Origin of the sequence: Cryobacterium sp. MDB1-18-1 (assembly GCF_004402735.1) — a bacterium.
Taxonomy (GTDB): Bacteria; Actinomycetota; Actinomycetes; order Actinomycetales; family Microbacteriaceae; genus Cryobacterium; species Cryobacterium glucosi.
This window is the reverse complement of record NZ_SOFR01000072.1, coordinates 88849-110992: the sequence shown is the minus strand read 5'-3', so window position 1 is coordinate 110992 and position 22144 is coordinate 88849. Positions and strand designations below refer to the sequence as shown.

At 67.4% G+C, this 22144-nt stretch carries 21 protein-coding genes; 2 read left to right on the top strand and 19 right to left on the bottom strand.

Annotated features, from left to right (window positions below):
- Positions 1–11: 11 nt before the first annotated feature.
- From E3O50_RS17355 to prmC, 13 genes are all read right to left on the bottom strand, one after another.
- Complete coding sequence (locus E3O50_RS17355; protein WP_134558689.1) at positions 12–782, bottom strand: peroxide stress protein YaaA; 771 nt, start codon at positions 780–782, stop codon at positions 12–14.
- A gap of 17 nt (positions 783–799) precedes the next feature.
- Complete coding sequence (locus tag E3O50_RS17350) at positions 800–1066, bottom strand: F0F1 ATP synthase subunit epsilon (protein WP_134448166.1); 267 nt, start codon at positions 1064–1066, stop codon at positions 800–802.
- A 2-nt stretch (positions 1067–1068) separates the two neighbouring features.
- Positions 1069–2532, bottom strand: coding sequence for a F0F1 ATP synthase subunit beta (gene atpD / locus E3O50_RS17345; protein WP_134448164.1), 1464 nt, complete (start codon positions 2530–2532; stop codon positions 1069–1071).
- Positions 2533–2550: 18 nt separating this feature from the next.
- A complete protein-coding gene (locus E3O50_RS17340) occupies positions 2551–3453 on the bottom strand; it encodes a F0F1 ATP synthase subunit gamma (protein ID WP_134448163.1) in 903 nt (300 codons plus the stop codon).
- Between the two features lie 51 nt (positions 3454–3504).
- Positions 3505–5142 carry a F0F1 ATP synthase subunit alpha gene (atpA, locus tag E3O50_RS17335; RefSeq protein WP_134448325.1) on the bottom strand — a complete coding sequence of 546 codons (1638 nt, stop codon included), beginning with the start codon at positions 5140–5142 and terminating at the stop codon, positions 3505–3507.
- An 87-nt stretch (positions 5143–5229) separates the two neighbouring features.
- Positions 5230–6027 (bottom strand): F0F1 ATP synthase subunit delta, encoded by a 798-nt coding sequence (locus E3O50_RS17330; protein ID WP_134448161.1) that lies wholly within the window; start codon positions 6025–6027, stop codon positions 5230–5232.
- Complete coding sequence (locus E3O50_RS17325) at positions 6027–6575, bottom strand: F0F1 ATP synthase subunit B (protein WP_134558703.1); 549 nt, start codon at positions 6573–6575, stop codon at positions 6027–6029. Before E3O50_RS17325 ends, E3O50_RS17330 begins: the two co-directional genes overlap by 1 nt.
- Positions 6576–6608: 33 nt before the next feature.
- The gene (gene atpE, locus E3O50_RS17320; protein ID WP_134448159.1) at positions 6609–6845 is read right to left on the bottom strand and encodes an ATP synthase F0 subunit C; all 237 of its coding nucleotides are present in this window, start codon (positions 6843–6845) and stop codon (positions 6609–6611) included.
- A 48-nt stretch (positions 6846–6893) separates the two neighbouring features.
- Positions 6894–7682: a F0F1 ATP synthase subunit A gene (gene atpB, locus E3O50_RS17315; RefSeq protein WP_134448157.1), complete on the bottom strand. Its 789-nt coding sequence runs from the start codon at positions 7680–7682 to the stop codon at positions 6894–6896.
- A 175-nt stretch (positions 7683–7857) separates the two neighbouring features.
- On the bottom strand, positions 7858–8334 hold the full coding sequence (locus tag E3O50_RS17310; RefSeq protein WP_134558688.1) for a hypothetical protein: 477 nt from the start codon (positions 8332–8334) through the stop codon (positions 7858–7860).
- Entirely contained in the window at positions 8331–9554 is a 1224-nt protein-coding gene (locus E3O50_RS17305; RefSeq protein ID WP_134448150.1) for an MraY family glycosyltransferase, read from the bottom strand. The genes E3O50_RS17310 and E3O50_RS17305 overlap by 4 nt, the downstream gene beginning before the upstream one ends.
- Before the next feature lie 2 nt (positions 9555–9556).
- Positions 9557–10351, bottom strand: a complete 795-nt coding sequence (locus E3O50_RS17300) for an L-threonylcarbamoyladenylate synthase (RefSeq protein ID WP_134558687.1) — start codon at positions 10349–10351, stop codon at positions 9557–9559.
- Positions 10352–10400: 49 nt separating this feature from the next.
- Entirely contained in the window at positions 10401–11264 is an 864-nt protein-coding gene (gene prmC, locus E3O50_RS17295; protein WP_241975304.1) for a peptide chain release factor N(5)-glutamine methyltransferase, read from the bottom strand.
- Between the two features lie 184 nt (positions 11265–11448).
- Between prmC and cysK the strand changes: the two genes are divergently transcribed.
- Both cysK and epsC read left to right on the top strand, forming a co-directional pair.
- Entirely contained in the window at positions 11449–12387 is a 939-nt protein-coding gene (gene cysK, locus E3O50_RS17290; protein WP_134448145.1) for a cysteine synthase A, read from the top strand.
- Positions 12388–12414: 27 nt separating this feature from the next.
- Positions 12415–12996: a serine O-acetyltransferase EpsC gene (gene epsC / locus E3O50_RS17285; protein WP_134558685.1), complete on the top strand. Its 582-nt coding sequence runs from the start codon at positions 12415–12417 to the stop codon at positions 12994–12996.
- 111 nt (positions 12997–13107) lie between these two features.
- Here the strand turns inward: epsC and prfA are convergent, their stop codons facing one another.
- The 6 genes from prfA to lysA all read right to left on the bottom strand — a co-directional run bounded on the left by prfA (position 13108) and on the right by lysA (position 22000).
- The gene (gene prfA, locus E3O50_RS17280) at positions 13108–14187 is read right to left on the bottom strand and encodes a peptide chain release factor 1 (protein ID WP_134448141.1); all 1080 of its coding nucleotides are present in this window, start codon (positions 14185–14187) and stop codon (positions 13108–13110) included.
- Positions 14187–16871, bottom strand: a complete 2685-nt coding sequence (rho, locus tag E3O50_RS17275; protein ID WP_134564584.1) for a transcription termination factor Rho — start codon at positions 16869–16871, stop codon at positions 14187–14189. The genes prfA and rho overlap by 1 nt, the downstream gene beginning before the upstream one ends.
- Before the next feature lie 284 nt (positions 16872–17155).
- A complete protein-coding gene (thrB, locus tag E3O50_RS17270; RefSeq protein WP_134558788.1) occupies positions 17156–18103 on the bottom strand; it encodes a homoserine kinase in 948 nt (315 codons plus the stop codon).
- A 14-nt stretch (positions 18104–18117) separates the two neighbouring features.
- Positions 18118–19233 (bottom strand): threonine synthase, encoded by a 1116-nt coding sequence (gene thrC / locus E3O50_RS17265; protein WP_134448137.1) that lies wholly within the window; start codon positions 19231–19233, stop codon positions 18118–18120.
- Positions 19233–20570 carry a homoserine dehydrogenase gene (locus E3O50_RS17260; protein ID WP_134558782.1) on the bottom strand — a complete coding sequence of 446 codons (1338 nt, stop codon included), beginning with the start codon at positions 20568–20570 and terminating at the stop codon, positions 19233–19235. Before E3O50_RS17260 ends, thrC begins: the two co-directional genes overlap by 1 nt.
- Positions 20567–22000: a diaminopimelate decarboxylase gene (gene lysA, locus E3O50_RS17255; RefSeq protein WP_134558781.1), complete on the bottom strand. Its 1434-nt coding sequence runs from the start codon at positions 21998–22000 to the stop codon at positions 20567–20569. Before lysA ends, E3O50_RS17260 begins: the two co-directional genes overlap by 4 nt.
- Positions 22001–22144 lie beyond the last annotated feature (144 nt).

Below are 22144 nucleotides of genomic sequence, written 5' to 3'. Positions count from 1 at the left end.
GCCGGGGTTCGTCAGGCGAGGGCCCTGGCGAGCGGCGCGTCTTCCAGAAGCTCGAGCGAGGCGGGCCCCGCCGCACGCAGGGTGAAGCCGGCGCCGGGAGCCCAGTCCAGCAAGTCGTCGAGGGTCGCGAGCTCGGGGGCGCTCCGGATCAGGGCACGGGTGAACCGGCCCTTCGCGGTCTTGTTGAAGTGGTTGAGGGCGCGCACCTGCCCGTCGGGGGTCTCCGTCACGACGCGGAGCACGACCGAGCCGACCCGGGCCGGTGCGGCACCGAGGGCGACGTAGCCCGCGGAGCGGAGGTCGAGCACGAGGCCGGGCTCCTGGGCGAGCAGTGCCGCGATGCGCGGGCCCCAGTGCTGCTTCAGCACGAGGCCGGGCAGCCGGCTCGTCGTCGACAGCCGGTAGGCCGGAATCGGATCGAGGGCGCCGATCGGACCGAACAGGGCCGAGTGGACCAGCACGTGGGCCGCGGCCCAGTCGCGGTCGGCGAGGGTCAGGGTCGGGGCGTCGAGCGCGTCGTAGAGCACTCCGGTGTACCGGTCGAGGGCCGCCGTCGTCGGGGCGGTTGTGAGCGCCCGGTTGTGGGCGACCTCGCCGGACTGGGTGCGGCCGAGCTTGAGGGCGGCCATCATGGCTTCGGGGTGCCGGGCGAGTGAGCGCAGCTCACGCACGAGTACCCGCCGCTGAGCGTTCAGCGACGGGTACCTGAGGTGATTCAGATCGAGCGGTTCGCCGGTACCGCCTGTGCGTTTCGTCTCGGACGGCGGCAGCAGGAGCAGCACGGGCTAGATCGACACGGCTAGACGAGCCCCGCTTTGCGCGCGACGATCGTGACCTGGTTGTTGGCGACCGACAGGAAGCCGTCCTCCGCCTGCGCGACGATCTTCTCGCCGCCGGGCAGGGTCAGGCGCACTTCGCCGCTCGCCAGGATGGCGAGCAACGGCTCGTGGCCAGGCAGGATGCCGATCTGGCCTTCGACGGTGCGCGCGACGACCATGGTCGCCTCGCCGGACCAGACTTCCTGGTCGGCAGAGACGACGCTGACGGTGAGCGGGGCTCCTGCCATGGCTAGTCGTTCTCCTTCTGGATTTTCGCCCACTTCTCTTCGACGTCGGAGATGCCACCGACGTTGAAGAATGCCTGCTCGGCGACGTGGTCGAAGTCACCATTGGCGATCGCGGTGAAGGATTCGATGGTGTCCTTGAGCGAAACCGTCGAGCCCTCGACACCGGTGAACTTCTTCGCCATGTAGGTGTTCTGCGAGAGGAACTGCTGGATGCGACGGGCCCGCGAAACGGTGACCTTGTCTTCCTCGGAGAGTTCGTCAACACCGAGGATCGCGATGATCTCCTGGAGTTCCTTGTTCTTCTGGAGGATCGCCTTGACGCGGACGGCCGTGTTGTAGTGGTCGACGCCCAGGTAACGGGGGTCGAGGATACGGCTGGTCGAGGTGAGCGGGTCGACGGCCGGGTAGAGGCCCTTCGACGCGATCTCGCGGGACAGCTCGGTCGTGGCGTCGAGGTGGGCGAAGGTCGTCGCCGGTGCCGGGTCGGTGTAGTCGTCAGCGGGCACGTAGATGGCCTGCAGCGACGTGATCGAGTGGCCACGGGTCGAGGTGATGCGCTCCTGGAGGATGCCCATCTCGTCGGCCAGGGTCGGCTGGTAGCCCACGGCGCTCGGCATGCGACCCAGCAGGGTCGACACCTCGGAGCCGGCCTGGGTGAAGCGGAAGATGTTGTCGATGAAGAGCAACACGTCCTGCTTGGCGACGTCGCGGAAGTACTCGGCCATGGTCAGCGCGGAGAGGGCGACGCGGAGACGCGTTCCCGGCGGCTCGTCCATCTGGCCGAACACGAGGGCGGTCTTGTCGAAGACTCCGGCCTCTTCCATTTCCTTGATGAGGTCGTTGCCCTCACGGGTGCGCTCGCCGACTCCGGCGAAAACCGAGACACCGCCGTGGTCCTGCGCGACGCGCTGGATCATTTCCTGGATGAGGACGGTCTTGCCGACGCCGGCTCCACCGAAGAGGCCGATCTTGCCGCCGAGGACGTACGGCGTGAGCAGGTCGATGACCTTGATGCCGGTCTCGAACAGCTGGGTCTTGGCCTCGAGCTGGTCGAAGGGCGGCGGCTTGCGGTGGATGGGCCAGCGCTCCGTGATCTCGATCTTCTCGCCGGGCTCGGCGTTGAGCACCTCACCGATGGCGTTGAAGACGCGGCCCTTGGTGACCTCGCCGACCGGAACCATGATGGGAGCTCCGGTGTCCCGGACCTCCTGGCCGCGGACGAGGCCGTCGGTCGGGTTCAGCGCGATCGCTCGGATCAGGTCGTCTCCGAGGTGCAGGGCGACCTCGAGGGTGATCTCAGTGGAGACGTCACCGATGACGATGGTGGTCTTCAGTGCGTTGTACATGCCCGGGATCGAGTCGTGCGCGAACTCGATGTCGACGACCGGGCCCGTGACGCGGGCGATCCGGCCGACGGCAACGGTCGGGGCCGGCGCGTGGACTGGCGCGGTTGCGATGTCAGTCATTGCTCTCTCTTCTCTGGTTTAGTTCTTGGCGGATGAGAGCGCATCGGCCCCACCCACGATCTCGGAAATCTGCGAGGTGATCTCGGTCTGCCTGGCGTTGTTGGACAGCCGGGTGAAGGTCGTGATCAACTTGTCGGCGTTGTCGGCGGCCGACTGCATCGCCTTCTGGCGTGCTGCGTGCTCGGCGGCGGCCGACTGGAGCATCGCGTTGAACACGCGACTCTCGATGTACACCGGCAGGAGCGCGTCCAGGACCGTCTCGACGTCCGGCTCGAATTCGTAGAGCGGCAGGACCTGCCCGTCTCCGGGCTCCTCCACGCCTTCGACGACCTCGAGGGGAAGCAGTCGGACGACCTGGGGCACCTGGGTGACCATGCTCACGAAGCGGTTGAACACCACGTGAATCTCGTCGACGCCACCGTCTTCGGCATCGCGAAGGAAGGTCTCGAGCAGCGACTCGCTGATCTCTCGCGCAATCTCGAACTGCGGCTGGTCGGTGCCGCCGGTCCAGACCCGCTCGGACGCACGCCGGCGGAAGCCGAAGTAGGCGACGGCCTTGCGTCCGACGAGGAAATAGACGACGTCCTTGCCCTGGCTGCGCAGCAGTTCGCTGAGTGACTCCGCTTCGCGCAGCACCTGGGAACTGAATGCTCCCGCGAGGCCTCGGTCCGACGTGAAGATGACGACCGCGGCGCGCTCGATCTTCTCCGGTTCGGTGGTCAGAACGTGCGCGACGTTGGAATACGTCGCGACGGCCGAGACCGCCCGGGTGATCGACTGCGAATACGGAGTCGAGGCCGAAACCCTCGCCCTCGCCTTCTGAATGCGCGAGGCCGAAATCAACTCCATGGCCCGAGTGATCTTCTTCATCGTCTGGGCAGACTTGATCTTCTGCCGGTAGACCCGAAGTTGCGCTCCCATGTGTCTCCTGTGCTTCCTTCTCAGTGAATAGTGGTTGTCTCAGCGCGCGGGTTAGCGGCGGTGCTTGACAATCTTTTCCTGGTTCACGTCGTCGGCGGTGATCGCTTCGAACTGTTCCTTGCCGACGGAGGCGAGCGGCTTGCCCTCACCGGTCTGGAATTCGCGCTTGAAGACGCTGACCTCACGCTCGAGGATCTCAACGGTCTCATCGCTCAGCACGTTCGTGTCGCGCAGCGTCTTCAACACCTCGGTGTTGCGTCCGAGGTGGTCGAGGAGGCCACGCTCGAAACGGAGCACGTCCTCGACGGGAACCTCGTCGAACTTGCCGGTCGTGCCTGCCCAGATCGAGACGACCTGGTCCTCGACCGGATACGGCGAGTACTGCGGCTGCTTGAGCAGCTCGGTCAGGCGGGCGCCGCGGGCGAGCTGGCGACGGCTGGCGGCGTCGAGGTCGGATGCGAACATCGCGAAGGCTTCGAGCGAGCGGTACTGCGCCAGTTCGAGCTTGAGCGTTCCGGAGACCTTCTTGATCGACTTGACCTGCGCATCGCCACCGACGCGCGAGACCGAGATACCCACGTCGACCGCCGGACGCTGGTTGGCGTTGAAGAGGTCGGACTGCAGGAAGATCTGGCCGTCGGTGATCGAGATCACGTTGGTCGGGATGTACGCAGACACGTCGTTCGCCTTGGTCTCGATGATCGGCAGGCCGGTCATCGATCCCGCGCCGAGCGCGTCGGACAGCTTGGCGCAACGCTCGAGCAGACGGGAGTGCAGGTAGAACACATCGCCGGGGTACGCTTCGCGTCCCGGCGGACGACGCAGCAGCAGCGAAACGGCGCGGTAGGCCTCCGCCTGCTTGGACAGGTCGTCGAAGATGATGAGGACGTGCTTGCCCGCGTACATCCAGTGCTGGCCGATTGCCGAACCGGTGTACGGCGCGAGGTACTTGAAGCCGGCCGGGTCGGACGCCGGGGAGGCGACGATGGTCGTGTACTCCATCACGCCGGCATCCTCGAGCGCGCCCTTGACGGCGGCGATCGTGGAGCCCTTCTGGCCGATGGCGACGTAGATGCAGCGAACCTGCTTGTTCACGTCTCCCGAGGCCCAGTTGGCCTTCTGGTTGATGATGGTGTCGATCGCGATGGCGGTCTTGCCGGTCTGGCGGTCACCGATGATGAGCTGGCGCTGTCCGCGGCCGATCGGGATCATCGCGTCGATCGCCTTGATGCCGGTCTGCATCGGCTCGTGCACGGACTTGCGGTCCATGACGCCGGGCGCCTGCAGCTCGAGGGCACGACGGCCTTCGCTCTCGATCGGGCCGAGGCCGTCGATCGGGGCGCCGAGCGGGTCCACGACGCGACCGAGGTAGCCGTCGCCGACGGGAACGGAGAGCACCTCTCCGGTGCGATGCACCTCCATGCCTTCGACGATGCCGGCGAACTCGCCGAGCACGACAACACCGATCTCGTCTTCGTCGAGGTTCTGGGCGAGGCCCAGGGTGCCATCGGCGAACTTGATGAGCTCGTTGGCCATCACGCTGGGCAGGCCCTCGACGTGGGCGATACCGTCGCCGGCTGTCGTGACGTAGCCGACCTCCGCGGTCGCGGTCTTGCTCGGCTCGTAGGACTTGACGAAGTCCTGGAGAGCATCGCGGATCTCATCGGGGCTGATCGTTAGTTCTGCCATCATCTTCCCTTTCCCGTACGGCTGTACAGGTTCTGTCTTGAACGAAGCGTTGCCGCTCGTGGTTTTTCTGTTCCGTCTGACCAGAGGTCAGCCGGCAAGCTGGAGTCGCAAATCCTTGAGGCGGGTGGCGATGGTGCCGTCGATGACGTCGTCACCGATCTGCACGCGGACACCGCCGACGAGGGAGCGGTCGATGACCTGGTTGATCGTCAGCGTACGTCCGTATCGTGCCGTGAGGCTGGTGCGCAGGCGCTCCAGCTGTGCGGAACTCAGTAGCTCGGCCGTCGAGACGGTCGCAATCGCGGTGCCGCCCTCGTCCGCGACGATTGTCGCGGAGAAACGCAGGAGTGCACCGATGCGACGGCCGCGGGGCTGCTGCACGAGGTGGCGCACGATCACGAGGGTCTGTTCCGAAACCTTGCCGGTGAGCAGGGAATCGATGAGCCCGACCTTGGCGCTGACCGCGCCGAGCTTCGAGGCAAGTGCCAGTTCGAGTTCACCGTTCGACGCGACGGCCGTTCCGAATTCGAACAATTCCGCTTCCACGGCACCCGCGACCGGGGCAGAGGCCGCAACGGCCCGCAGCCCCAGTTCTTCGATGCCGGCGAGCAGGTCGGAGTGACTCGACCAGCGCGCGGCGGCCACCGACTGGAGCAGGTCCAGTGCCGTGGGGGTCAGTTTCGCGGAGAACACGGCGGCAACGAGTGCCGCCTTGGCTGCGGCATCCGCGGCGGGATCGACCAGGGCAGACAGCAGCTGCGCAGAGTCGCCGATGACTCGGCCGGAGTCGAGCAGGCCTTCGCCCGTTGCGAGATCGGTCGTTCGGCCATGGGCGGCGAGAACCGCCCTCGTTGAGGCCAAAGCTTCCCTGGTGGCGCTTCCCATTACTTAGCTGCTTTCTCCGAGGCCTCAAGGTCGGCCAGGAAACGGTCGACGATGGCACTCGCCTTCGCGTCGTCCGTCAGGCTTTCGCCGATGACACCGGACGCGAGGTCGATGGCCAGGGTGCCGACTTCGGCACGGAGGGACAGGACTGCCGCCTGACGTTCCGCTTCGATCTGGGCCTTGGCACTCGCGGTGATGCGGGCCGCCTCAGCGCCGGCCTGCTCCTTGAGTTCGGAGATGATCTTCTGGCCGTCCGCACGGGCTACATCGCGGATCTTGCCTGCTTCCGCACGGGCGTCGGCGAGCTGGGCCGTGTACTGCTCGAGAGCGGCCTCGGCCTTGCGCTGGGCGTCATCCGCCTTGGCGATGTTGCCCTCGATGGCCTCAGCACGGTCGTCGAGCATCTTCTGCATCCTCGGAAGGATGAGCTTCCAGAAGAAGAACAGAATCACGACAAAGCACACCGCGGACCAAATGATGTCCGGCCATGCGGGAAGGAGCGGGTTGTGCGCCTCTTCCGCGGCGGCTGCAATTACTGCGTGAAGCATCATGCCTCCATATCTAGGTGAAAAAGAGGACGATTAGGACGTGAAGATGAAGTACGTTGCGATACCGATGAACGCGAGCGCCTCGGTGAAGGCGATGCCGATGTACATCAGGACCTGGAGCTGGCCGGCCAGTTCGGGCTGACGAGCAACGCCCTCGATGGTCTTGCCGACGACGATACCCACGCCGATTGCCGGGCCGATTGCGGCGAGGCCGTAACCGACAGTGGCGATGTTTCCTGAGATTGCCGCGAGAACGGTAGTTGCGTCCACGTTTGTTTCCTTCCGTTGTGACGAATACGGCGAGTGCCGGGTTCGAGGTTAGTGTTCTTCAGCCACCGCGAGCTGGATGTAAACGGCGGTGAGCAGGGCGAAGATATACGCCTGGAGCACGGCGATCAGCACCTCGAAGAGGGTGAACGCGAGTCCGAAGACGAGGGTGCCCGCACCGAAGAGCTTGAAGGCTCCATCGGCCGTGAAGAAGAAGAACTGGGTCGCCGTGAAGAACAGCACCAGCAGCAGGTGGCCGACGATCATGTTCATCAGCAGTCGCAGGGTCAGCGTGACCGGGCGCACGAGGAAGGTCGAGATGAACTCGATCGGCGTCACGATGATGTAGAGCGCCTTCGGCACGCCGGGCGGGAAGAGCGAGTTCCGGACGAAGTTGCCCGGGTTCTTCTTGAGGCCGGCGTAGATGAAGGTGCAGTACGAGATGACGGCGAGGAGCAGCGGAACGCCGATCACCGACGTGCCCGCGATGTTGAAGAACGGGATCGGTCCGGTGAGGTTCATGAACAGCACGAGGAAGAAGATCGTCGTGAGGAGAGGCAGGAAACGCTTGCCCTCCTTCTTGCCGAGGATGCTTTCCGCGATGTTGACCCTGGCGAAGTCGAGGCCCATCTCCACGAGGCTCTGCAGCCGGGTCGGTACGACCTTCATGCGGCGCGTGCCGAGCCAGAAGAGCAGGATCAGGGCGGCCATCGCAATGAAGCGGATGAGCATGATCCGGTTGATCTCGAATGGCGTCCCAACGAAGAAGACGCCCTCGGGGAAGAACTCATTGATGGATGGACCTTGGAAGGTACCGTCGCCGGTAGCCAACGGGAGCATCAGGTTTACGGCGGTTTCTAGCAGCGCTTTCTCCTGGTTCGGGGCGGGGAGCTCTGCTCTCGCGAAGACGAAAAATGGGTCGGAACGTCGAGCACGACAAAAGCAGCGCTGCGGGGCGAACCGGTCATTACCCTACCAAGAAACCCACCTCGGGCCGAATCCTGCGGGTGAATATTCATCGGTTTTTCTGTTCTCCGCTGCGGGGCAGATCACTCACGTACGGAACGCGGCTCTTGCGGATGACCACCACGTCGACGATCAGGGATCCGATGACGCCGGCGATGATACTCAGGAACAGCACGACAGGCTGCACCCAGGGCTGCCCCTTGAGCAGCACGACGAGCACGAGGAAGATCACGAATTTGAGCAGCCAGCCGCCCAGGACGATTCCGAAGAACGCGCCGACGGCCGCTGCGGTCCCGGCGAAGCGGTTGGCGATCAGGATGCTGCCTGCCGTGATCCCCATGAACACGAGCGCCATCCCGGTGCCGATCAGGGCGCTGAGCACTCCGATGCCGCCGGCGGCGAGCCCACCGGCGATCATCCCGACCAGGGCGATGCCGCCGGCGAGGTAGCCGCCGTAGACGAGGATGCTGCGGAACACCCGGTTGGACGTCGGCTGCAGGGATCCGGCTGGCTGGGTGGCGCTCATACGTGCTCCTCGGCTTGCGTCGATGCCTCGTCGAGGCGATCGAGCTTCACGATGTCGTGGGGAAGGGTGGCTGGGTGGGCGAGCTGGGTGGCCGCTTCGATCTTCTTGGAGCGGCTGAGCGGCGCGAGGGTCACGATCGTGCAGGCGACCAGGGCGCAGATCAGGAAGATCGTCGCCCACCAGGTCTGCACGCCGAAGTAGACGGGCAACACGAAATAGAGCAGGCAACCGACGGCTACGGCGGCCGTCCAGCCGTAGAAGATCAGCACGGCGTGCAGGTGCGAGTGCCCCATGTCGAGCAACCGGTGGTGCAGGTGCTTCCGGTCGGCGCTGAACGGGGACTTGCCCGCGCGCACCCGGCGGAACACGGCGAGTGCGAAATCGAGCAGCGGGATGATCAGGATCGCGAACGGCAGCAGGATGGGGATGAACGCTGGGAAGAGCTGGGACCGGTTCACCGCGGTCGGGTCGACCTGGCCGGTGATCGCGATCGCCGAGGTCGCCATCAGGAGGCCGACGAGCATGGAGCCGGAGTCGCCCATGAAGATCTTGGCGGGACGCCAGTTGAGCGGCAGGAAGCCGATGCAGGCACCCACGAGGATCGCGGCGATCACCGAGGCGAGGTTGAAGTAGTTGCTCGGGGAGGTGTCCCGTACGAGCAGGTAGCTGTAGATGAAGAAGACGCCGTTGGCGATGAGGGCGACCCCGGCGACGAGGCCGTCGAGGCCGTCGATGAAGTTGATCATGTTCATCACGAGCACGATCACGAAGACGGTGATCAGGATCGACATCCACGAGGAGCCGACGGTGAGCCCGCCGATCGGGAGGGAGAGCACCTGGACGCCCTGCCAGGCGACGAGCCCTGCCGCGATGAACTGGCCGGCGAGCTTGGTCATCCAGTCGAGGTCCCAGAGGTCGTCCGCGACGCCGAGCAGCACGATCATCAGGGCGGCGCCGACGATGGCGAGGATCTGCTCAGGATCGGAGAAGACCAGCCGGAGCGGCGCGAACTGGGCCGAGATGAGGTAGGCGACCCCGAAGGCCGCGACAACGCCGAAGAAGATGGCGACCCCGCCCAGCCGGGGGGTCGGCCGGGTGTGCACGTCCCGCAGGCGGATCTTCGGATAGATCTTGTAGCGGTGGCTGACCTTGAGCACGACCCAGGAGAGGACGGCCGTGACAACAGCCGAGACGATGGCCAGCAGGACGAATACGGTCATGGCTAGCCCGCGACATCCGTTTCGGTCGAATCGCCGGTCGCGTCTTCGCGGGCGGATGCTGCGGGCACCTCGTCCTGCGGAGTCGCGGCAACGGGGGCGACGAAGCCTTCCGGTGCGAGCGCGTCGCCGACGACGGCTGCGAGGGCCTCCCGGGAGATCACGCCCTTCCGCACGATCACGAGCTTGCCGCCATTTGTGTCGAAGCCGGTCGCATCGATGATCGTCGAGGAGGTGTCGCCGGCCCGGTCGCCGATCGGCTCGTAGCCGGTGCCGGCCGCTCCCCCGTCGAGGTAGACCTCGACGCTCTCGCCGAGCATCTCGGCGGCGGTCGCCGCGTCGACCGCTGACGGCAGGCCGCTCGTATTAGCACTCGAGACGGCGAGGGGGCCGGTGTCGGCGAGGAGGTCGAGGGCGATCGGGTTGCTCGGCATCCGCAGGGCGACGGTGCCGCGGGTGTCGCCGAGGTCCCAGACCAGGGAGGGCTGGGCGTGGAGCACCACAGTCAGCCCGCCCGGCCAGAATTCCGCGACGAGCTCCCGCACGGGCTGAGGAATATTGACCGCGAGCGCGTCGAGGGTGCCGATACCCGGAATCAGCACGGGCGGCGGCGACTGCCGGCCGCGGCCCTTCGCGTCGAGCAGGCGTTGCACGGCCTCTGGGCTGAACGCGTCGGCGGCAAGGCCGTAGACCGTGTCGGTGGGGATGACGACGAGCGCGCCGCGAGCGATCGCCGAGCGTGCCAGTCTCATGCCGGTTGCGTAGTCCGAGACAACCGTGCAGTCGTAGATGCGTGTCATTGCGCCCAATTCTAGTGCAGGGGTGTTTCCCAAGGCTGGGAGTGGGGGGTCAGGGCGTAGGGCGGATGGCCGTGGTCGCCCGGTCGCGGGTGGTGTAGTCGCGGTGGGTCGCGGTCGCGCGCCAGCCGTCGCCGGCCAGCAGGGCACGGATGTCGCCGCCCTGCAGTTCGCCGTGCTCGATCACGAGCACTCCGCCGGGGCGCAGCAGGCGCAGGGCCGTCTGCGAGACGTGCCGGACGACGTCGAGGCCGTCCGCCCCGCCGAAGAGTGCGTGCGCGGGATCGAAGAGACGCACCTCGGGGTCGCGCGGCACGGCATCCGCCGGTATATAGGGAGGGTTCGAGATCACGACGGCGACGGTGCCGTCGAGTTCGGCGAGGATGCCCGTGTCTGCGAGGTCGCCGAAGACGAGGGTCGCATTGGCCGCGTTCACCGCCGTGAAGTTGCGGGTCGTCCAGGCGAAGGCCTCCGGCGAGTTCTCGACGGCCCAGATCCGCGCGTTCGGCACTTCGACGGCGAGGGAGAGCGCGATCGCGCCGCTCCCGGTGCCGAGGTCCACGCCGATAGGGTCAGGGTCTGGCACGGAGCGGAGGGCGTCGATCGCGAACTGGGCCACCTGCTCGGTCTCGGGTCGGGGTACGAAGACGCCCGGGCCGACGAGGAGTTCGATCGACCGGAACGGGGCTCGCCCGGTGATGTGCTGCAGCGGTTCGCGCAGGGCGCGGCGAGAGACGAGGACGTCGATAGCGGCGGCATCCGCCGACGTGACACCGGTGCGAAGGATGACGGCGGCCTGCACCTCTCCGCGGCTCCGGCCGAGCACGTGGCCGATCAGGAGGTCGGCGTCGACCTCGGGGTCGGCGATGCCCGCGGCGGCCAGGATGCCGATGGTGCGGGCACGGATCGTGTCCACCGCGTCCGGGACCGCTTCGCCCGCGTCGGGGGCGGAAAAAGTGCCGGGAATGGAATGGTCGTCGTCTTCAGTTGTCACACCTTGGAATGTAACGTAATGAAGCGCGCTCTCCCAATGCCGGAGCCGTAGGCTGGGCGAGGTTCCCGATCCGAATGACCCGATGACCCGACCGAAAGGCACTGCGATGACCGCACGCATCTACTCCGACATCACCAAGGCAGTTGGAGGGACACCGCTGGTCAAGCTCAACCGCCTCACGGCGGGCCTCGACGCGACCGTGCTCGTCAAGCTCGAGTTCTACAACCCCTCCGCGAGCGTCAAGGACCGGATCGGCATCGCGATCGTCGATGCCGCAGAGGCCTCCGGTGAACTCCTGCCCGGCGGCACCATCGTCGAGGGCACGAGCGGCAACACCGGCATCGCGCTCGCGCTCGTCGGAGCGGCCCGCGGCTACAAGGTCATCCTGGCGATGCCGGAGACCATGAGCAAGGAGCGCCGCGTCCTCCTTCGCGCCTATGGCGCCGAGATCGTGCTGACCCCGGGGGCCGCCGGCATGCGCGGCGCCGTCGAGAAGGCCGAAGAGATCGTCGCGAACACGCCCGGTGCGATTCTCGCCCGTCAGTTCGACAACCCCGCCAACCCGGCGATCCACTTCGCGACGACCGGCGTTGAGATCTGGGACGACACCGAAGGCGCCGTCGACATCTTCGTCGCGGGCATCGGCACCGGCGGCACCATCACGGGCGCCGGACGACTGCTCAAGGAACGCAAGCCCTCCGTACACATCGTCGGCGTCGAGCCGATCGACTCCCCGATCCTCACCGGCGGCAAGCCGGGTCCGCACAAGATCCAGGGCATCGGCGCGAACTTCATCCCGTCCGTTCTCGACACCGACCTCTACGATGAGGTGACCGATGTCACCCTCGCCGATTCCCTCACCACCGCTCGCGCACTCGCGACCGACGAGGGAATCCTTTCCGGCATCTCGGGCGGCTCCGCCGTCTGGGCGGCCATCGAGCAGGCGAAGAAGCCGGAGAACGCCGGCAAGACCATCGTCGCCATCCTCCCGAGCTTCGGAGAGCGTTACATCTCCACCGTGCTGTACGAGGACCTGCTCGACTAACAAGAACGGGAACAACTGAAAACCGACATGGGAGTCATTTCACGCATCCGTGAGGACATGGCGATGGCGCGCGCCCACGACCCGGCAGCCCGCAGCAACGTGGAGGTCTTCCTCGCGTACAGCGGGCTGCACGCCGTCTGGTCGTACCGCATCGCGCACCGGATGTGGGTGGCCGGGTTGTACCTGCCCGCCCGGCTGGTCTCCCAGTTCACCCGGTTCCTCACCGGGATCGAGATCCACCCCGGCGCCCGGATCGGGCGCCGGTTGTTCATCGACCACGGCATGGGCGTCGTGATCGGGGAAACCGCCGATGTGGGCGACGACGTGATGCTCTATCACGGCGTCACTCTCGGCGGGAAGACCCGGCACGGCGTCGTCCGCGGTGAGAAGCGGCATCCCACCCTTGGCGATGGCGTCACGATCGGCGCGGGCGCGAAGGTGCTCGGCCCGATCACGATCGGCGCCTGGAGCACGATCGGCGCGAACGCCGTCGTCACGAGGGACGCCCCGCCGAAGTCCCTGCTGCTCGGCATCCCCGCGACGATCCAGCCGGTGCGCGCGCAGACGATCGAGGGCGCGCGCGGTCTCCCGGTCTCCGACGAGGACTAGCCGGCTCGCGGCATCTGCCGCCGCCGCCGCCCAGAGTCACCAGAAATGCCCAGAATCGCCGTTCGACCGGCGATTCTGGGCATCTTCTGCGACACTCGGGCGCGAAACCGGTTAGTCGTGGTCCCCGATTTCGGCGAGGCGGGTGGCCTCGTCCGCGAGGATGCAGGACTCGATGACGGCGTCGAGGGCGCCGTTCATCACGGTGTCGAGGTTGTACGCCTTGTAGCCGGTGCGGTGGTCGGCGATACGGTTCTCCGGGAAGTTGTACGTGCGGATGCGCTCTGACCGGTCCATCGTGCGGATCTGGCCCTTGCGGACCAGGGACGCGGCCGCGTCGATCTCTTCCTGCTGCCGGGCGAGGACGCGGGCGCGCAGGACGCGCATCCCGGCTTCCTTGTTCTGCAGTTGGCTCTTCTCGTTCTGCATCGCGACCACGATTCCGGTCGGAAGGTGGGTGATGCGCACCGCGGAGTCCGTCGTGTTGACGGACTGGCCGCCGGGGCCGCTCGACCGGTAGACGTCGATCTTGAGGTCGTTGTGGTTGATCTCGACTTCTTCGGGCTCATCGACCTCTGGAAACACGAGCACGCCCGCCGCAGAGGTGTGGATGCGTCCCTGCGACTCGGTCGCCGGCACCCGCTGGACGCGGTGCACGCCGCCCTCGTACTTGAGGTGCGCCCAGACGCCCTCAGCGGGGTCGTTGGTGTTGCTCTTGATCGCGAGCTGGATGTCCTTGATACCGCCGAGGTCGCTCGTGGTCTGCTCGATGATCTCGGTTTTCCACTTTTTCGACTCGGCGTAGTGCAGGTACATCCGGAGCAGGTCGGCGGCGAACAGTGCGGACTCCGCACCGCCCTCCCCCATCTTGATCTCCATGATCACGTCGCGGGCGTCGAGCTCATCGCGTGGGATGAGCAGACGGCGCAGCTTCGCGGAGGTGTCCTCGAGCTGGACCTCGAGCCCGGGGATCTCCTCGGCGAAGGACGAGTCCTCCTCCGCGAGCTCCCGGGCGGCGTCGAGGTTCTCGCCGATTTCTTTCCACTCGTTCCAGGCCGCGATGATACGGCTCAGCTCGGCGTAGCGCCGGTTGACCTTCTTCGAACGGGCCGGGTTGGAGTGCAACTCCGGGTCGGCCAGTTCAGACTGCAGCTCGTCGAATTCGGCCTGCAGAGTCAGAACAGACTCGAACATTACTTGTCCTTGTCTGACCCGTTCAGGGACGGCATCGACTTCTGAACCTGCATGAGGAACTCCACGTTGGAGGACGTCTCCTTGAGGCGACCGAGGACGACCTCGAGTGCCTGCTGCTGGTCGAGTCCGGCAAGCGCACGACGGAGCTTCCAGGTGACCTTGACCTCGTCCGAGCTCATCAGCATTTCTTCACGACGGGTTCCCGATGCGTTGACATCGACCGCCGGGAAGATCCGCTTGTCGGCGAGCTGGCGCGAGAGGCGCAGCTCCATGTTGCCGGTGCCCTTGAACTCCTCGAAGATGACCTCGTCCATCTTGGAGCCGGTCTCGACGAGCGCGGACGCGAGGATGGTGAGCGAGCCACCGTTCTCGATGTTGCGCGCGGCGCCGAAGAAGCGCTTGGGCGGGTACAGGGCGGATGCGTCGACTCCACCGGAGAGGATCCGGCCCGACGGCGGCGCGGTCAGGTTGTACGCCCGCCCGAGTCGCGTGATCGAGTCGAGGAGCACGACGACGTCGTGTCCGAGTTCCACGAGGCGCTTGGCACGCTCGATGGCGAGCTCGGCGACCGTGGTGTGGTCCTCGGCCGGGCGGTCGAAGGTGGAGGCGATGACCTCACCCTTGACCGTGCGCTGCATGTCGGTGACCTCTTCCGGCCGCTCATCGACCAGCACGACCATGAGGTGGACCTCGGGGTTGTTGGTGGCGATGGCGTTCGCGATCTGCTGCATGACGATGGTCTTGCCGGCCTTGGGCGGCGCGACGATGAGGCCGCGCTGGCCCTTCCCGATCGGGGCGACGAGGTCGATGATGCGCTGGGTGAGCTTGCCGGGTTCGGTCTCGAGGCGGAGACGCTCCTGCGGGTACAGCGGGGTGAGCTTCTGGAACTCGACGCGGTTGGCGGCTTCCTCGACGGACAGACCGTTGATCGAGTCGACCTTGACGATCGCGTTGTACTTCTGGCGGCCGTTCTGGTCGCCCTCGTGCGGCTGGCGGATGGAACCGACGACGGCGTCACCCTTCCGCAGGTTGTACTTCTTGACCTGGCCGAGGGAGACGTACACGTCGCTCGCACCGGGCAGGTAGCCGGAGGTGCGCACGAACGCGTAGTTGTCGAGGACGTCGAGGATGCCGGCGACGGGGATCAGCACGTCGTCGTCGTTCAGCTCGGGCTCGAAGTCGTCGCCGGCGGTGACGCCGCGGCGCTTGCGGTCACGGAACCGGTTGCGGTTGCTGCGGCTGTTCAGGTCGTCGTCCTGGCCACGGTCCTGCTGGTTGCGGTCCTGCTGGCCGCGCTCCTGCTGCTGGGCCTGACGGTCCTGGTTGCGTTCCTGGTTACGTTCCTGGTTGCGCTCCTGCTGGGCCTGGCGGTCCTGCTGGTTACGGTCCTGCTGCGCCTGGCGGTCCTGGTTGCGGTCCTGCTGGGACTGGTTGTTCCGGTCCTGCTGCGCCGCGTTGTTGCGGTCCTGCTGCGCCGCGTTGTTGCGGTCCTGGTTGCGGTCCTGATTGCGGTCCTGGTTGTCCTGGCCGCGCTCGGCGTTCTGGTTCTGCTGGTTCTGGTTGCGGTTCGACTGGTGGCCGTTCTGCTGACGGGAGTTGTCGTCCTGCTCGCCGCCCGCCTGGTTCTGGTTGCCGCCCCGGTTGCGGTTACGGTTGCGACCCTGGCGCGGCTGTTCGGCCTGCTCGGTGGACTCGTCGGAGTCCGTGTCGGTGTCCGTGTCGGCGGTGACCGTCTCGGCGTCCGCCGTGCGGTTGCCGGCGAAGTGGTCGACGGGAGCGTCTGCGGATGCCTCGGCGGTCGCGACGTCCTCATCGGTCGCGACGGGGATGCCCGCCGTGCCCTGTGCGAGTTCGTCGTTCAGGGCGTCGATGCGGCTGCGCGCGTCGATGCTGTTGCGGGCGGAACCGTTGCGTCCGTTGCCGCGGGCACTGCTGCGGCGCGAGCGGCCGGTGGTGACGGGGGCCTCGGTGACCTCGGCGGTCTCGGTGTCGGTCGCTGCGGCATCCGTCGCGGCGGAAGACGCGGGCGCTTCGCTCGTGGGAACCTCGACGACGGGAACCTCGACGACGGGAGCCTCGACGACGGGAGCTTCGGCGGAAGGCGCCTCGGTCGGGGCCTCGGTCGCTGCTGCTTCCGCGGCGGCCTTGACCGACACGGACGTGGCGCGCTTGCGCGCCTGGCGGACCGGCTTCTCGGCGGCGACAGGGGCCTCCGTGGTGCCGGTGCCACCGGCGTAGGTGGTGGGGGCCGTCGTGCGACGGGTCGTCGCGGCGGCGTCCGGGAGGATGAGGCCGATGCCGAGGTCGCCGTCAGCGTTGACGTGCGCGGCGGCGGGGGCAGCGGTCGCGGTGGTGGCGCGGCGCGGCGCACGCTTGCGCGGCGGGGCTTCGACGAGAGTCGCGGTCGCGGCTGCTGCCGCGGCCGGCTCGGCGACGGCCGGCTCGGAAACGAGCTGCTCGGAGACGACCGGCTCGGTCGCGGCGAAGGCGGGGATTTCGAGCTCGGGGCTCACGGTGTCGCCACCGGCCTGGACGGCGGTGATGGCGGAGACGAGCTCGCCCTTGCGGAGCTTGGAGGAGCCGGGGATGCCCAGTTCGAGCGCGAGAGCCTGAAGCTCTGCGACACGGAGGGTTCCCAGGCGGGATGAATCCGCGGCACTTGCGCGGAGGTTGACGTCAGTCACGAAAATTTGTCCTTTCCCCCGGCACGAACATTAACGAAAACCGGGGAAGCTGTGGCAACGTCGGAGGCGCTGCGGGTGGTTCAATCCCACAGAAAGTGGATTGAAGTGAACACACACAGCCACGCACAGATGTCGCGATAGCAGTGAGTTACGGGAAATGCACCATCGAAAGGAACCGGTCGTTAGGCGATTTCTTCGGGTACGCCATCGACTCTAGCAGAGCATTCCGAGAACGGATGCCGCGCCATCCCCTGCCGCGGCACCCCCCGTTCGCGCGCTTCAGGTCAGGCGGCGACTGCCGCGTCCGTGCGGGTGACGGTCGCGCCCTGGAAGTCCACGGCGAGCATGAGTGCCTGCCAGGGGGTCTCCGAGTTCGCGGCGACGAGCTCCGCGGCGACGAGGCGCTGGCCGGGGTCGCTCGCGAGCACGAGGATCGACGGGCCGGCTCCGGAGACGACGGCCGCGAAGCCGTGCTCCCTGAGCAGGGTGATCAACCGGTTGGTCTCGGGCATCGCGGCGGCACGGTAGCTCTGGTGCAGCTTGTCCTCTGTCGCGGCGAGCAGCAGCTCCGGGCTCTGGATGAGCGCGGCGATGAGCAGCGCGGAGCGGGACAGGTTGAAGACGGCGTCCTCGTGCGGCACGGTCTCGGGCTGGAGGCTGCGGGCGAGCGCGGTCGACATGGCCTGCTCAGGCACGAACACGAGCGGCTTCACGCCGCGGTGCACCATCAGCTTCTTGTGCCGGGGGCCCTCCGGGGTCGTCCACGCGATCGTGAGGCCGCCGAAGAGTGCGGGCGCGACGTTGTCCGGGTGCCCCTCCATCTCGGTGGCGAGGGTGAGCAGTGCTTCGGAGTCGATGTCGACGATGCCCTCGAGCAGGCCCTTGGCGGCCATGATCCCGGAGACGATCGCTGCCCCAGAGGATCCCATGCCGCGGCCGTGCGGGATCTTGTTGTGGGCGACGAGCGCGAGGCCCGGCATCCGCTGCCCATAGGCGGCGAAGGTGTGCGCGATGGCCTGCACGACGAGGTTCGTCTCGTCGGTCGGCACCACGCCGGCGCCGACGCCCTGCACGTCGACGAACACGCCGGGTTCCTCACGCACGCTCACGTCGAGGCGGTCGTAGTAGGAGAGGGCGAGGCCGAGGGTGTCGAAGCCGGGGCCGAGGTTCGCGGTCGTCGCGGGAACCTGGACGGTCACCGAACGTCCGGCGAGGAGGGAAGGACCGGACACGGCTTCGGCCAGGGTCACTTCTTGGCCAGACCGAGGACGCTGGCGATTTCGGCGGTGTCGACGGGCACGACGGTCGGAGTGATCTCGGCGCCGTCCGCGGTGCGGAGCGCCCACTGCGGGTCCTTGAGGCCGTGGCCGGTGACCGTTAGCACGACCGTCGCGCCGGCGGGGATGAGCCCGGCTTCGGCACGCTCGAGCAGGCCTGCGACGCTGATCGCGGAGGCGGGTTCGACGAAGATGCCGACCTCTGCGGAGAGGATGCGGTAGGCCTCGAGGATTTTGGCGTCGCTGATCGCGCCGAAGTAGCCGTTCGTGAGCTTCTGCGCCGCGAGGGCGAGGTCCCAGGACGCCGGGTTGCCGATGCGGATGGCGCTCGCGATGGTCTCGGGGTGGTCTACGCGGTGGCCGAGCACGATCGGGGCGCTGCCGGCGGCCTGGAAGCCGAACATGCGCGGGAGCTTCGTGGTCGCGCCGCGCTCGAGTTCTTCGGTGTAGCCGCGGGTGTACGCGGTGTAGTTCCCGGCGTTTCCGACGGGGACGATGTGGATGTCCGGCGCGTCTTCGAGCACCTCGACGACCTCGAAGGCCGCCGTCTTCTGGCCCTCGATGCGGTCGGGGTTGACAGAGTTGACGAGGTGCACCGGGTAGTTGGCCGAGAGGTCGCGGGCGATGTCGAGGCAGTCGTCGAAGTTGCCCTGCACCTGCAGGAGCTGCGCGTTGTGCGCGATGGCCTGGCTGAGCTTGCCGAGGGCGATCTTGCCCTCCGGCACGAGCACGACCGCGAGGATGCCGGCGTGAGTCGCGTATGCGGCGGCCGAGGCAGAGGTGTTGCCGGTCGAGGCGCAGATGACGGCCTTCGCGCCGTCTTCGACGGCCTTCGAGATCGCCATCGTCATGCCGCGGTCCTTGAAGGAGCCGGTCGGGTTCATGCCCTCGTACTTGATCCAGACCTTCGCGCCGGTGCGCTTCGACAGCGCGGGGGCGGGAATCAACGGCGTGCCACCCTCGCCGAGCGTGATGATCGGGGTCGCGTCGGTGATGTTCAGGCGGTCGGCGTATTCACGCAGCACTCCCCGCCACTGACGGGACTGGGTCTTCACGGCCTGCGTGGACTCTCGTTCGCTGGACATCAGGCTCCTTCAACTCTCAAAACGGATGCGACGGTGGTGACAAATCTGTTGGCGGCGAGGTCGGTCACGGTGGCGGCGAGTGCCGCCTCCGTTGCCTCGTGGGTTCCGATCACAAGGGTAGCCGTGGACGGGACGGCCGCGTGACTGGACGTGAGGGGACGTGCGGGGGTCATCGACTGCTCGACGAGGGCCAGCGAGACGCCATGGTCACTGAACACCCCGGCCAGGGTCGCGAGCACGCCCGGCTCGTCGGTCACCTCGAGGGTGACCGCGTAGCGGGTCGTGATGCTGCCGATGTCGAAAACGGGCAGGTCGGCGTGGATCGAGGCCGCGACTCCGGGGCCGCCGGCGATGTGGCGGCGGGCGAGGGAGACCAGGTCGCCGAGCACTGCGGATGCGGTCTCGACTCCCCCGGCGCCCGCGCCGTAGAACATCAGGCTGCCCGCGGATTCGGCCTCGACGAAGACGGCGTTGTTCGCTCCGTGCACGGCCGCGAGCGGGTGGCTGCGCGGCACCATCGCGGGGTAGACCCGGGCGGAGACCCCGGCCTGGCCGGTCGCGGCATCCGTGATGCGTTCGCAGATGGCGAGGAGCTTGACCACGTAGCCGGCCTTGCGGGCGGACTCGATCTGCGCGGGCGTGACCTCGGTGATGCCTTCGCGGTAGACGGATGCGAGCGGCACGTGGGTGTGGAAGGCGAGGCTCGCGAGAATGGCCGCCTTCTGCGCCGCGTCGTAGCCGCCGATGTCCGCGGTCGGGTCGGCTTCGGCGTAGCCGAGGTCGGTCGCGGTCGCGAGGGCTTCCTCGAGGGTGTCGCCATCGGTGTCCATCCGGTCGAGGATGAAGTTCGTGGTGCCGTTGACGATGCCGAGGATGCGGTTGATCTGGTCGCCGCCGAGGCTGTCGCGCAAGGGCCGCAGGATCGGGATGGCGCCTGCGACGGCGGCCTCGTAGTTGAGCTGGGCGCCGACCTGGTCTGCGACGGCGAAGAGTTCGGGCCCGTGGGTCGCGAGGAGAGCCTTGTTCGCGGTGACGACATCCGCCCCTGAGTTCATCGCCATCAGGATGTAGCTGCGGGCCGGTTCGATGCCGCCGAGCAGTTCGATGACGACGTCCGCGCCGAGGATGAGGGACTCGGCGTCGGTCGTGAAGAGCTCGTGCGGCAGGTCGACGGTGCGTTCGGCGTTGACGTCGCGCACGAGGATGCCGACGAGTTCGAGGCCGGCGCCGACCCGGTTGGCGAATTCCTCGCTCTGCTCGAGCAGCAGCCGGGCGACCTGGGCGCCGACGTTGCCGCCGCCCAGGAGGGCGACGCGCAGGTTGCGGTATTCGATCATCGGATGGCTTCCTTCGGTTGATCGGTGCCGGCGGGGGCCGCGACGACGGCGGTGATCCCGGTGTCGCGGGAGAGCAGGTCGGCGATCGTCTCGCCGCGGACGAGCAACCGGGCGGCGCCGTCCAGCACGGCGACGACCGGCGGGCGGCCAAGGTAGTTGTAGTTACTCGCGAGGGAGTAGCAGTACGCACCGGTCGCGGCGACGGCGACGAGGTCGCCGGGGCCGACGTCGCCGGGCAGGTAGTCGGCGTCGACGACGATGTCGCCGCTCTCGCAGTGCTTGCCCGCGACGCGTACGAGCACGGGCTCCGCGGTGCTCGAGCGGCCCGCGAGCCGCACAGAGTAGTCGGCGCCATAGAGCGCCGGCCGGGCGTTGTCGCTCATGCCGCCGTCGATGCTCACGTAGAGCCGCGGCGCACCCGACACGTCGACGGCCTTGGTGGTGCCGACCTCGTACAGGGTGATGCCCGCCGGGCCGATGATGAAGCGGCCGGGCTCGAAGGCGACGATGGGCACCGGGATGCCGCGCGCCGCACACTCTGCCGCGACGATGTCGGCCAGACGGGCGGCGAGTTCGTGGATCGGGGTGGGCGTGTCCGCGTCGGTGTACGCGATGCCGAAGCCGCCGCCGAGGTTGAGCTCGGGAACAGGCCCGCCGACGAGGAGCGCGGCGTGCACGGCGAGCAGGCGGGAGGCGGACTCTGCGAACCCGTCGGCTCCGAAGATCTGGGAACCGATGTGGCAGTGCAGGCCGATGAAGCGCAGGGCCGGCTCCGCACGGATCAGGGCGACGAGGCGCGGGGCATCCTCGAGCGTGATGCCGAACTTCTGGTCCTCGTGCGCGGTGGCGAGGAACTCGTGCGTGTGCGCGTGCACGCCGCTGTTGACCCTGAGCCGCACGTTCTGCACGATGCCGTGCCGGGCCGCTGCCGCGGCGACACGGGAGATCTCGACGGTCGAGTCGATCACGATCGTGCCGACGCCGGTGGCACAGGCCTCGTCGATCTCGGCGAGGGACTTGTTGTTGCCGTGGAAGCCGAGGCGGGCGCCGGGCGCGCCGGCCGCGAGGGCGACGGCGAGTTCCCCGCCGCTGCAGACGTCGATGTTGAGTCCCTCGGCGAGCATCCAGCGGGCGACCTCGCTCGACAGGAAGGCCTTGCCGGCGTAGTAGACCTTGACCGTGGTGCCGATGCGGAAGAATTCTGCCTCGAAGGCGGAACGGAGGGCGGATGCGCGGGCGCGGGCATCCGCTTCGTCGATGACGTAGAGCGGGGTGCCGAACCGGGCGGCCAGGTCAGGCGCGGAGACGCCGCCGATGACGAGGTCGCCGGCAGGCGCGCGGTGCATGGTCGCGGGCCAGAGGCCGGCCGAGAGCGCGTTGGCGTCTCCGGGCAGGACGAGCCAGTCGGGGGCGAGCGGGTTGGTAGCCACGGGTGAAAACCTCACGGGAAAGTCGAGTGGGTGTCTCACTGAGTGGCGAGCGAACCCGGATTGGTCCCTGAAGCCAGTGAAGATTCCGCCGGTATGACAGCGAACCTGCACCGATTCTAGCGAGCAAGGGGTGCGCGCGCCGAA

What these genes read in the sequence shown, in the direction of transcription:
- E3O50_RS17350 (WP_134448166.1), bottom strand. Translation starts at nt 1,066, where the DNA reads ATGGCAGGAGCCCCGCTCACCGTCAGCGTCGTCTCTGCCGACCAGGAA.
- atpD (WP_134448164.1), bottom strand. Translation starts at nt 2,532, where the DNA reads ATGACTGACATCGCAACCGCGCCAGTCCACGCGCCGGCCCCGACCGTT.
- E3O50_RS17340 (WP_134448163.1), bottom strand. Translation starts at nt 3,453, where the DNA reads ATGGGAGCGCAACTTCGGGTCTACCGGCAGAAGATCAAGTCTGCCCAG.
- atpA (WP_134448325.1), bottom strand. Translation starts at nt 5,142, where the DNA reads ATGGCAGAACTAACGATCAGCCCCGATGAGATCCGCGATGCTCTCCAG.
- E3O50_RS17330 (WP_134448161.1), bottom strand. Translation starts at nt 6,027, where the DNA reads ATGGGAAGCGCCACCAGGGAAGCTTTGGCCTCAACGAGGGCGGTTCTC.
- E3O50_RS17325 (WP_134558703.1), bottom strand. Translation starts at nt 6,575, where the DNA reads ATGCTTCACGCAGTAATTGCAGCCGCCGCGGAAGAGGCGCACAACCCG.
- atpB (WP_134448157.1), bottom strand. Translation starts at nt 7,682, where the DNA reads ATGCTCCCGTTGGCTACCGGCGACGGTACCTTCCAAGGTCCATCCATC.
- E3O50_RS17310 (WP_134558688.1), bottom strand. Translation starts at nt 8,334, where the DNA reads ATGAGCGCCACCCAGCCAGCCGGATCCCTGCAGCCGACGTCCAACCGG.
- E3O50_RS17305 (WP_134448150.1), bottom strand. Translation starts at nt 9,554, where the DNA reads ATGACCGTATTCGTCCTGCTGGCCATCGTCTCGGCTGTTGTCACGGCC.
- E3O50_RS17300 (WP_134558687.1), bottom strand. Translation starts at nt 10,351, where the DNA reads ATGACACGCATCTACGACTGCACGGTTGTCTCGGACTACGCAACCGGC.
- cysK (WP_134448145.1), top strand. Translation starts at nt 11,449, where the DNA reads ATGACCGCACGCATCTACTCCGACATCACCAAGGCAGTTGGAGGGACA.
- epsC (WP_134558685.1), top strand. Translation starts at nt 12,415, where the DNA reads ATGGGAGTCATTTCACGCATCCGTGAGGACATGGCGATGGCGCGCGCC.
- prfA (WP_134448141.1), bottom strand. Translation starts at nt 14,187, where the DNA reads ATGTTCGAGTCTGTTCTGACTCTGCAGGCCGAATTCGACGAGCTGCAG.
- thrC (WP_134448137.1), bottom strand. Translation starts at nt 19,233, where the DNA reads ATGTCCAGCGAACGAGAGTCCACGCAGGCCGTGAAGACCCAGTCCCGT.
- E3O50_RS17260 (WP_134558782.1), bottom strand. Translation starts at nt 20,570, where the DNA reads ATGATCGAATACCGCAACCTGCGCGTCGCCCTCCTGGGCGGCGGCAAC.